Origin of the sequence: Acidisoma sp. L85 (assembly GCF_009765865.1) — a bacterium.
Taxonomy (GTDB): domain Bacteria; phylum Pseudomonadota; class Alphaproteobacteria; order Acetobacterales; family Acetobacteraceae; genus Acidisoma.
This window is the reverse complement of record NZ_LMUQ01000015.1, coordinates 56,081-66,510: the sequence shown is the minus strand read 5'-3', so window position 1 is coordinate 66,510 and position 10,430 is coordinate 56,081. Positions and strand designations below refer to the sequence as shown.

Sequence of the window (10,430 nt, the reverse complement as noted above, 5' to 3'; positions counted from 1 at the left end):
TTCGCGCAGATCGACGCTGATTTTGCGGCCGCGCTTTGGCGCCTTGGGCAGTAACGGCTTGATCCGCTCCCACTCCTCGTCCGTCAGGTCAGTTGGTAACGCTTGGTCCTGCGCGCGATTTCGGCCATCCGGCCTCGGTTCTCTCGGGTCCACATACCGAGCTTGAATCATCCCTCCCCGAGCCGCCACAAGCATTTTCAAACGGTCTCTTAGCTCAAAAGCCGAATGGGCTGTCTATCAACACGCGATAAGTGTCCTTGGACTAACCTGCTGCGCGGGAGTCGCGTGGTCGCGCGTGATAGGTTGAGCAATCCGGCGTAGTCTTCCGCGAGGCCGTAGTCGTTCGTTGTTCATCTGACTGCCCCGTTTGCAGGACCGTGGCGCGCCACACCTGCATAGGAGCAATCGATGACCTGCTTCGTCAAGCTGTCGCGACTGTTCCGAGGTCTGTTTCTGCACGCGTTGGAGAAGGCGTTCCCAGCTGGCAGGTTACGCTTCTTCTCGGGCCTGCTGCCATTGCAGGAACGGGCGGCGTTCCTGCGTCACTTGGCACCAGCGCGTAAGTCGGAATGGGTCGTCTTCGCCAAGCGACCCTTCGCTGGCCGCAGCAGGTACTCACCTACGTCGGCCGCTACACTCATCGCATCGCCATCGCCAATAGCCGACTATTCTCCATCGACGACGGCAGGGTCCGCTTCCGCTGGAAAGACTACCGCCGCGGCAATCCGCACAGCGCGATGACTTTGACCGCCGGTGCTGAAAACGGTGACGACCAGGTCGGATGCAGGCATGAAGGCCGTGATGAAGGGGATGGGCCCGTATCCCCCCTAGATCGCTCCCAGGTCCCCATGCACATCCGCAAAATGCGGAGCGACGATTTCATCGGCGGCCTTCATCGGCGGCTTCACTCGATACCAGATCGAATAGAGCGCGGGCAGGAAGAACAGGATGAGGACTGTGCCCGCCGCCGTGCCGCCGATCAACGTGTAGGCAAGCGGCCCCCAGAAATCCGATCCGACTAGAGGAATGAAGGCGAGCACTGCTGCCAGCGCCGTGAGCAGCACCGGCCGCGCGCGCTGCACCGTCGCTTCCACGACCGCATGGTAGGGTTCCAGGCCATCATTCTGATTGGTCTGAATCTGGCCAATGAGGATCAGCGTGTTGCGCATTAGGATGCCGGCCAATCCGATGACGCCGAGGATGGCCGTGAAGCCGAAGGGCTGGTGAAACAGCAATAGTGTCGGCACCGTGCCGACGATGCCGAGCGGTCCGGTCAGGGCAACCATTGCCATGCCCGAGAGCGAACGGACCTGGATGATTAGCACTATCAGGATCAGCAGGACCATGATCGGGAAGATCGGCGCAAGAGCCGCATTGGCCTTGCCCGCTTCCTCGATATTGCCGCCCAGCGCGATGCGATAGCCCGCCGGAAGGTTGGCAATGATGGGCCGCAGCGACTGGAAGATCGCCGTCGAGACTTCTGGCGGTTGCGACGCCGCGTCGATGTCGCTCTGCACGGTGATCGTGGGCACGCGGTCGCGGCGGCGCAGGATCGGGTCCTCGGACCGCGTCTCCATATGGCCGATCTGGCTGAGAGGTATCGGTCTTCCGTCATGGTTGGTGAGCGTGAGATCGCCGAGCTTGGCGGGATCGAGACGCTCCGGCCCTGAGCTGCGTGCGACGAGTACGACGGTGCGGATATCTTCGCGCACCTGCGTGACAGCGACACCGGTCAGCAGGAACTGCAACTGCAGCGCGGCGTCCGCGGGTGTCAGCCCGATCAGTTGCAGACGCTGCTGGTCCAGGACGAAATGCAAGGTTGGCGCCCGCTCACCCCAGTCCTGGTTGATCTGCCGCGTATGGGGATTGGCCCGCATTACGGCTGAGACCTGATCGGCAATTCCGCGCAGCGTATCGATATCTGGTCCCATCACCCGCATCATGACGGGGAAATGAGTATAGGGCCCAAAAGCGAGTTGCGTGACGCGCACCCGCGCTTCTGGCGCCAGACCTTCCGCGATGCGCTGGCGCAGATGAACCTGCAAATGGTCGCGCGCGGAATCGCTGGGCGTCAGGGTGATGATCTTGGCGAAGGATGGATCGGGCAGTTCCGGATTATAGGCTAGGAAGAAGCGCGGGGCGCCCGCACCGATATAACTGGTGACGATCTTCGCCTCCGGCTGCTGGCGCAGCCATGTCTCGACCCGCGCCGTAACAGCGCTGGTGGCCTCGATGCTGGTGCCTTCGGGCATTTGCACTTCCGTCAGCAATTCCGTGCGGTCCGAATTGGGAAAGAACTGCTGCGTGACGAAGCCCATACCGAAGATCGCGAGCACGAATAGGGCGAGGACCGCGGATGCGACGAGAAATTTATAGTGAACGGCGCATGCGACGAGACGTCGGAACTGATTGTAGCGCGGCGTCGCATAGATGTGCTGATAGGCACCACCCTCGATCTTCTTGATCTCGGGAAGCAGCTTGACGCCGAGATAGGGCGTGAAGACGGCCGCCACGATCCATGAGGTGATGAGCGCAAAGCCGACGATCCAGAAGATATTGCCGGCATATTCGCCGGCCGTGGACCGCGCGAAGCCTACGGGGGTAAAGCCGATGATCGTCGCGAGCGAACCGGCAAGGCGAGGTGCGGCTGTCTGTGTCCAGGAGAAAGAGGCGGCGGCGACCCGGTCGAAGCCTTCTTCCATCTTCACCACCATGCTTTCGATGACGATGATGGCGTCGTCGACCAGCAGGCCCAGCGAGATGATGAGGGCGCCTAGCGTGATGCGGTCAAGCGCCTTGCCCGTGAGCAGCATGACGACCATGACGATGGCGAGGGTGAGCGGCACCGCGGCCGCGACCACGATGCCGACGCGCCAGCCGAGGCTGACGAGGCTCACGATCATCACCACGGCTAGAGCGACGCAGAATTTGAGCATGAACTCGTCGATGGCGTCGTCGATGATGGCCGCCTGGTCGACGATCTTGGTTAAGGTGACGCCGGCGGGCAGATCCACGCCCAGCGTCTTCTCGGCGGCGCTGAGAGAGGCGCCGAGCTTGAGCCCGTTCCAGCCGTCCTGCATGACCACGTTGAGGATCAGCGCGGGCTCGCCGTTGTGACGGACGAGATAGGTCGGCGGATCCTCATAACCACGCTCAACCGTCGCGATGTCGGAGAGTTTCAGGCTGCGGCCGCCAGAGACGATCGGCGTATCCCGAATCTTCTGCAACCCGTCGAGCGCACCGTCGAGGCGAATGAAGACCTGCGGTCCGCTCGTATCGATAGACCCTGCCGGCGTGATGGCATTCTGCCGTGCGAGAGCTGTGAAGACATCCTGGGGCGAGACGCCGAGATTGACGAGGCGCGCATAGGAAAAATTGACGAAGATGCGTTCGGGCCGCTCCCCGGCGACGTCGACCTTCTTGACGCCCGGCACGTGCAGCAGGCGCTGACGCAGTGTTTCTGCTTGACGTGCGAGGAGCCGGTCCGGCATGCCATGACCTTCCACCGCATAGACCGCGAAGTCGACGTCCGAATACTCATCGTTGATGAAGGGGCCGAGGACGCCGGCAGGCAGGTTATGGGCCTCGTCGCCCAGCTTCTTGCGTGCCTGGTAGAATTGCTCCGGCACCCGTGACGGCGGCGTCGCGTCGCGCAGCGTCACCATCATGATGGCGAGGCCGGGTCGCGTGAGGGTCTCGACGCGATCGTAATACTGAAGTTCCTGCATCCGCTTTTCGAGCGGATCGGCCACGAGGTTCTGCATCTCCTCGGCCGTCGCGCCGGGCCAGGCGGATATGACTGTCAGCACCTTGACGGTGAAGGGCGGATCCTCGGCACGCCCCAGGCTGAGATAGGCGAAGACGCCGACCAGGGTGAGCACGACGATGAAGAACAGGGTGATGGACCGCTCACGGACCGCGAGGGCCGAAAGATTGAAGCCACTCATTGCATCGCCGCCTTTTCGTCGGCGATTCGCACGTGTTCGCCTTCATGCAGGAAGTGACCTCCGGTCGATACGACATCGTCCCCGAGGTGCAGGTCGCCGATGACGTCCGTCGTCTCACCGCCGAGTTCGCTAACCTTCACCGGCCTGAACGTGACACGAGAGGTCTGGCGATCCAGCACCCAAACGCCAGCGCCCGTCCCTTCGTCGTCGATGGCGCCGAGTGGCACCTCAAGAGTCGTGACCTGCCGGGTATCGTTCAGGGTGAGCGTGACGGTCGCACCGAGTGGAGCGGACACGCCGTCTCCGTCCATCACATAGCGTGCCTCAAACGTCCGGGTCTGTGGATCGGCGGAGTCGGACAACTGCCGAAGATGGGCGGAGGCGTGAACGGTGTCGCCGTAGAGGCTGATCTGGGCCGGATTGCCGATCGCGGGCCGGATGGTCTCCGGCAGGTCGATCACCGCTTCCCGCGGCCCTGCATGGGCGAGGCGGACGACCGTCTGCCCTGCTGCGACGACCTGGCCGGGCTCGGCCAATGTCTCGACGACGGTGCCGTTACCATCGGCCAGCAGCACGGCGTAGTCGTTCTGGTTGCGTGCCACCTGCTCTTGCGCCTGGGCCGCCGATAAGAGGGCGCGCGCGCTATCGGCCGCCGCTTTCGCCTGATCGTAAAGGATTTGAGAGACAGCGCCGGAAGCGACCAGGCTGCGGTAGCGTCGCTCATCGGCCGAGGCCTGAATCCAGTGCGCCTTGGCGGCGGCCACGTCACCGGCCTGTGCCGTGACGGCGTGAAGATAGTCGGTCGGGTCGATCCGCATGAGCGGCTGCCCGGCTCTCACGACCTCGCCGGTATCGACCAGGCGTTCGATGACCTTACCCGGCACCCGGAAGCCGAGATCGCTTTGCACCCGGGCTGCGACGAGGCCGGTGTAGGTATGGGTGATCCCCGGGGAGGCCTCGACAGGGGTGACCAATACTAGGCGCTCCGCGGTGCGCGCATCCGCCTCCTGATGCACTTTGCAAGCAGCAAGACTAAGGCTCGCGAGGGCGGCGGCGACAGCCAGTGTGGTCGGACGCGCTTTCGACATGGACGGGCTCCGAAGGATCAGATTGCCCACAGAATTCTCACTAGTGACGAATGTGTCAATCCGTCACTTGATACATGTCAGATGGCCAGACTGCGCAGGACCAGGTTCGCCAGAACCGCCGCGTCATCCTCGATCGAGTTGAGCCTCAGCTCGAGGAGAATGGGAATTCTGATCGGATCCATCGCCAGCACAATAGCCCGGCAGGTCTCGTCCGTGGACGTCTTGCGCTCGAACTCTCCGGCCTCCCGCCCCTCCGCGACGACGCGGCGCACGATGAGGTTGAGCGCCGCGTTATGGTCGAGAATCGACTGCCATTTTTCGCTGAGCGCTGCCGCGACGATGTCGTGCATCTTGCGGTCGTGAAAGAAAAGATCGGCGGCGCCCCGGGCAAGTTCAATAAACATGCGCCGTAGCCTTTCGGAAGCCGGCTTCTTCTCATCCGCGATGGCGGTCAGCGCGGCCTCGATCTTGTGCTGCTGCATGCTGCAGACGGCTTCTCCGATCGCTTTCTTGGAGTCGAAAAATTTATAGATATAGGCGGTCGAGAGACCGATCGCCTTGGCGACGTCGGCCACCGTGGTCTTGTTGTAGCCGTAGTGTCGGAAATGCTCGCTGGCGGCGCCAAGGATCTGCTCGCGCCGCTCATGCTCGGCGGGTCCGCGCTGGCCGGCAAGGGGTGTGAACATCGGTCTCCCTCTACATCATAGCAGGACGTTGCTAATCGGATATTTAGATGGAGCGTGCTCGATTGACAACGAGTGACGAATGAGCGAAATCATCACTCTTTCGGCCCCCCCCCCCGGGATTTGGGTCGCCTCAGGTGAAGGCACTCAGCGATGGCATCCGTTTCCTCGATCCGACATCTTCCCGCCTTCGCGATGGCCAGCGTCCTCGCCTCCCTGCTATCGGGCTGCGAGGTCGGGCCGGACTACCATGTCCCGACCACGACGCTTGCAGCCTTCCACAACGCCGACGCCGTCGATGGGCGGCAAGCGCCGCCAGCGCCCCCGCTGGACCAGTGGTGGAAGGGCTTCAATGATCCGGAGCTTGACCGGATCGAGCAGCGCGCCCTTGCCCAGAACCTCGATCTTTCCGCCTCGCTCGCGCGGGTGCAGCAGGCGCGGGCGGCAGCCGAGGCCGCAAGCGCCCAGCTTCTGCCCACCGCAGACCTGAACACTCAGGTGTCGGCCCTTCATCAGTCCCTAGAAAGCCCCCTCGGGGAACTCGGCCAGTCCTTGCCCGGCTACAATCGCGACCAGCGCCTCTATGATGTCGGCGCCGCCGCGAGTTGGGAGATCGATCTGTTCGGTGGCCTGCGACGCGGGCAGGAAGCCGCGCGGGCTGAGGCTCAGGCGGCGGAGGCGGAGGGTCTTGGCACCCGCGTCAGCATTGCGGCCGATGCGGCGGATGCCTATTTTCGGGTAAGGGGCGATCAGGCTCAGCTTGATGTCGCGCGGCGGCAGATAGACGTGGACGCGCATCTGCTCGACCTCGTTCAGCTGCAACACACGCGAGGCATCGCCACGAATCGGGAGGTGGCGCAGGCGCAGGCGCTGGTGCTGCAGGCGCGCACGACGATTCCGCCGCTGCGTATCGACCTCGAAGCCCAGCTCAACCGCCTCGACGTCCTGATGGGCGCGCAGCCGGGAACCTACGCGAGCAAGCTTTCAGCCGTCAGCGCAATCGCTGCGATACCCGGCATTCCCGATGCCGACCAGCCTATGGATATGCTCCGCCGCCGACCGGACGTGATCGTCGCGGAACGGCGCGTGGCGGCGGCCAGTGCGCGCATCGGCGTGGCGGTGTCGGACTACTACCCGAAGATCTCGTTGTCGGGAGCACTCGGTTTCGACAGTCTAAGCGCGAATCACCTGTTCACAGGGAGCGCGTTCCAGCCAATTGGCACCGGCGCACTTCGCTGGAGGATCTTCGACTTCGGCAAAGTCGACGCGGAAGTCGCGAACGTGCGGGGACGCGACGCGGAAGCACTCGCGCAGTATCGGCAGACGGTTCTGCATGCCGCCGAAGATGTCGAAAACGCCTTCATGGAGCTGAGCCAGACGGAGCTGAGGACTCAGGAATTGCAGGACGAAGTCATCTCGCTCACGCATGCGCGAGATCTTTCGGAAGAGTCTTTTTCCTCGGGAGTCATTCCACTGACCGATGTCTTGGATGCCGATCGCCAGCTTCTTTCTGCGCAGGATGATCTTGCGCAGAATTGCGCCGCCGCGGCTCGGGCTGCCGTGCATTCATTCAGGGCGCTCGGTGGAGGATGGACCGCAGAATTAAGTGGCCTCGCGGCATGATGCGTCAGTGCAGCAGCCCAAGGCTCTTGAGGACCTTGTCGGCCACTATGCGGTCTAATTGGAACCACTAGCCGACATCGCCATTTCACCACAGGCTTCTCTGTTGACCGCCCTGTGTCTGGCGACACGAAGGGTTCAATCACGGTGAACGCTCAGTTCCGAACCAAATGCGGCCATGCGCATGTTCGACGGATCAGATGATCCGCCGGCTCAGGTTGTGATGACGGCTGCGCGAGACCTATCCTCCCACCGAAGGACGCCCAATCTATCTAGTCGTCGACCCTATATCAACGCGCGAGATGGATGACTATCGCGTGTTAAAATCGCGCCCGCCAAGCACTTCCGGCAGTAGGGGGTAAATCCGAGCTAAAGCGCCGGAATGTCGGCTATTCTAAGGACGTTACGCACGCCATCCTGTTTATGAGTTCTCCTTGCGACCTGCAGTCACGATCATGCTCAAGGAGATGGTGATCGCATTCGATGGCCTCGGTCAGACATGGCCACGATCGTGGAGTGGCCCGCTCAGTTGCCGGGCAGAACCCGTGCATCCTGCAATTGCCTGAGGATCTCGTCGAACATCGCTTCGGTGTCGGCGCAATCGTGAAATCCGTGTTGCCGCGCCTTGATCGTGGAAACAAGGGAGTGACGTGGCACAGAGCTCCCGTGCCGGAAAAGATAGTCCATGAAATCCCACGAGTGAACAATCTCACCGTAGGCCAGAGGCATCAGCGCGTGCTTCTTAACAATACGGTCCCATACCGGCGCTTTGTCGGCCATGACGGCGGCCAAGGAAAACGGGTGCGGATGTCCCACTGACAACCCGAAACGCGCCGCCAGGGTTGGCCAGATTGTCGGCCACGAAAAGCAGTCGCCATTGGCGATGTTGAAGATCTCGCCTCGACAGCTGGATGTTTGTCCGGCCCACAGGATCGCTCTCGCCAACAACCGTGCATCGACTGCCTCTTGGAAGCACGCCGCACCCCCTGGGAACCGAAAGGGTTGGCCTAGTTCCTGGCAGATAGCCGCATAGGTGCCGATCGCCGTGATTGCGTTCATGGGGTTGCCGACCGCGAAGCCGCAAACGATTTGCGGCCGAAGCACCGTGTAGCCACGGCTATCGCTCATCGCTGCTCGCAGGAAATCTTCCTGCTCGTAATAGAAGTTCGATGCAATGAAGCGCGGGTCGCCCTCCTTTGCCGGCATCTTGTATGGGCCATGATGCACGCCGTAAGCCTTTGTCCCTTGAAGAAGCGTCACATGCCGGACAGACCGCGCGGCCAGAAGGGGAACAAGGGCATTCTTCAGCATGGCTAGATTAACATCGATCTGCCGTCGCTCCGTCCACCCACTTACCAGATCACGCTCCTCGTAGAGAGCGGCGTACACCACGTGAGTAACATCCTGTGCAACCGCACTAAGTTGCTTACTACAATCCTCAGGATCGGTCAGGTCGAGCCTGAGCCAATCAGCCCTGGTGTCGAAGGTCGGGCCTCGGCGCGAGACTCCAGTTACACGCCAATTGGGCAGCTCCTCAAACATCTGCAAAGCCGCCCGTCCCACAACGCCGCCCGCTCCCAGGATCAGGGCAGAACCTTTGGAGTGATCCAAGTGCGTCGTCATCAGGCCGCTTCCACGCTCGATCGCGGCGCGCTTGAGAGCAAGCGCTCCAATTGACGGAATGCGGCGTCGACCAGATTCAAAGTCGCCGGCGCGCCGACACAAAGACGCACAGCATGAGGAATGGAACGACGATCGGCCACGAAACCATGGGTGGGTGCTATGGCGACACCGCGTTGAGCAGCGGCGTCCACGAAATCTTCGGCGCGCCAGGGGCTGGGGAGCGATATCCAGGCATGCGGGCTCGCGGGATGGATACGCGCGGCCGAGAGGTGCCGAAAGGTCGCCATTAAGTCAGTCCGACGCAGGTTCTCCTGGGCCTGCCACTCCGCCATGCGATCCAGATGTCCGCCTTCGATCAGCGTTGCCGCGACTTCGACGCATATCGACGTTGCGGTGCCGGTGGACATCCCCACGCCCGCCTGGGCGCGCGATCCTTGGTCGAGCGGCGAGACCAGACACCCGACCTTCAGCCCTGGACCCGCGAGTCGTCCGAGACTTGTAAGGTAGTAGGTACGTTCCGGCGCGAGGGCGAAGATCGGTGGCACCGGGTCGTTTAGGATCGTGCCATAGATATCATTCTCGATTATCGGCATGTCGAAGCGACGCGCGATCTCGACCAGCGCCGCCCTGCGGTCAGCGGGCAATGTGACATTGAAAGGATTCTGGAGCCGCGGCGCGCAGTAGAGTGCTGCCACCCGATGCTCGCGGCAGCCTTTCTCCAGCGCGCTCGGAATCATCCCTTGCCCGTCGCAGGAAATTCCGAGAAGGCGCCGGTCGAGGTAGCTGGCGACCGCCTTCATACGCGGGTCCGTCAACTCTTCTGTCGCGATCAGATCCCCATGGTGGGTCAATGTGGACAGGGCCGCCATCGTCGCGTGCTGGCCGCCATTGGTGATCGTCAGTTGATCCGGCGACACGTGAACGCCCTGCCGCTTGAGCCATTTCGCCAGCACAGCGCGATGGCGCTCAGACCCCGCGGTGGGCGATCCGGCCAGAACGAGCGCGGGTTCACGCGCGGCGAGGTCGGTCAGCACGCCTCGCATCACCTCATCTCCGAAGGGCGGCACGGGCACGCGATATACCGCCATGTCGATGGGTCCGAGTTCAGTATTGGGCTGAAGTGGCAGGTAGCGGTCGTCCGCCAATGAAGATCCCGAAACGAAGGTTCCGCGGCCGACGTGGCTCGTAATTAGTCCACGCGCGTCCAGCTCGGCATAGGCGCGTCCAACCGTCGCCACGGCCACCTTCATCCGATGCGCGAGTTCGCGCTGGGTCGGCAACTGCTCCCCGAGCTTGATTCCGCCATTCTCGATCGCTGTTGCGATCACATCGACGATTTGGCGGTAGCCCGGTCGTCGTTCCGATTGTAGCATTTCAAACAGCGCCATCTAGTACAATATTCTTGTTGTGCTCTCATCCCAGGTGGTATTGTATCGCCTAGAGAAGCAATTCGCCAACCGAAATATCAA

At 62.2% G+C, this 10,430-nt stretch carries 6 protein-coding genes and 2 pseudogenes; 2 read left to right on the top strand and 6 right to left on the bottom strand.

Going from position 1 to position 10,430, the window contains the following annotated elements; translation table 11 throughout:
- Positions 1–155: pseudogene (locus GSQ83_RS30270) on the bottom strand (transposase); the annotation flags it as partial.
- Positions 156–426: 271 nt separating this feature from the next.
- On the opposite strand from GSQ83_RS30270, the pseudogene GSQ83_RS30265 reads away from it, so the two are divergent.
- A pseudogene (locus tag GSQ83_RS30265) lies at positions 427–752 on the top strand (transposase); the annotation flags it as partial.
- A 75-nt stretch (positions 753–827) separates the two neighbouring features.
- Here the strand turns inward: GSQ83_RS30265 and GSQ83_RS02760 are convergent.
- The 3 genes from GSQ83_RS02760 to GSQ83_RS02750 all read right to left on the bottom strand — a co-directional run bounded on the left by GSQ83_RS02760 (position 828) and on the right by GSQ83_RS02750 (position 5,721).
- Positions 828–3,947, bottom strand: coding sequence for an efflux RND transporter permease subunit (locus GSQ83_RS02760; RefSeq protein WP_158801249.1), 3,120 nt, complete (start codon positions 3,945–3,947; stop codon positions 828–830).
- Positions 3,944–5,035, bottom strand: coding sequence for an efflux RND transporter periplasmic adaptor subunit (locus GSQ83_RS02755; protein ID WP_158801247.1), 1,092 nt, complete (start codon positions 5,033–5,035; stop codon positions 3,944–3,946). The genes GSQ83_RS02760 and GSQ83_RS02755 overlap by 4 nt, the downstream gene beginning before the upstream one ends.
- Before the next feature lie 77 nt (positions 5,036–5,112).
- Positions 5,113–5,721, bottom strand: a complete 609-nt coding sequence (locus tag GSQ83_RS02750; RefSeq protein WP_158801245.1) for a TetR/AcrR family transcriptional regulator — start codon at positions 5,719–5,721, stop codon at positions 5,113–5,115.
- A gap of 150 nt (positions 5,722–5,871) precedes the next feature.
- Between GSQ83_RS02750 and GSQ83_RS02745 the strand changes: the two genes are divergently transcribed.
- On the top strand, positions 5,872–7,341 hold the full coding sequence (locus GSQ83_RS02745) for an efflux transporter outer membrane subunit (protein ID WP_158801243.1): 1,470 nt from the start codon (positions 5,872–5,874) through the stop codon (positions 7,339–7,341).
- Between the two features lie 522 nt (positions 7,342–7,863).
- Here the strand turns inward: GSQ83_RS02745 and GSQ83_RS02740 are convergent.
- Both GSQ83_RS02740 and GSQ83_RS02735 read right to left on the bottom strand, forming a co-directional pair.
- The gene (locus tag GSQ83_RS02740) at positions 7,864–8,961 is read right to left on the bottom strand and encodes an SDR family oxidoreductase (protein ID WP_158801259.1); all 1,098 of its coding nucleotides are present in this window, start codon (positions 8,959–8,961) and stop codon (positions 7,864–7,866) included.
- Positions 8,961–10,349 carry a PLP-dependent aminotransferase family protein gene (locus GSQ83_RS02735; protein WP_158801241.1) on the bottom strand — a complete coding sequence of 463 codons (1,389 nt, stop codon included), beginning with the start codon at positions 10,347–10,349 and terminating at the stop codon, positions 8,961–8,963. The genes GSQ83_RS02740 and GSQ83_RS02735 overlap by 1 nt, the downstream gene beginning before the upstream one ends.
- Between the last annotated feature and the right edge of the window lie 81 nt (positions 10,350–10,430).

What these genes read in the sequence shown, in the direction of transcription:
- GSQ83_RS02760 (WP_158801249.1), bottom strand. Translation starts at nt 3,947, where the DNA reads ATGAGTGGCTTCAATCTTTCGGCCCTCGCGGTCCGTGAGCGGTCCATC.
- GSQ83_RS02755 (WP_158801247.1), bottom strand. Translation starts at nt 5,035, where the DNA reads ATGTCGAAAGCGCGTCCGACCACACTGGCTGTCGCCGCCGCCCTCGCG.
- GSQ83_RS02750 (WP_158801245.1), bottom strand. Translation starts at nt 5,721, where the DNA reads ATGTTCACACCCCTTGCCGGCCAGCGCGGACCCGCCGAGCATGAGCGG.
- GSQ83_RS02745 (WP_158801243.1), top strand. Translation starts at nt 5,872, where the DNA reads ATGGCATCCGTTTCCTCGATCCGACATCTTCCCGCCTTCGCGATGGCC.
- GSQ83_RS02740 (WP_158801259.1), bottom strand. Translation starts at nt 8,961, where the DNA reads ATGACGACGCACTTGGATCACTCCAAAGGTTCTGCCCTGATCCTGGGA.
- GSQ83_RS02735 (WP_158801241.1), bottom strand. Translation starts at nt 10,349, where the DNA reads ATGGCGCTGTTTGAAATGCTACAATCGGAACGACGACCGGGCTACCGC.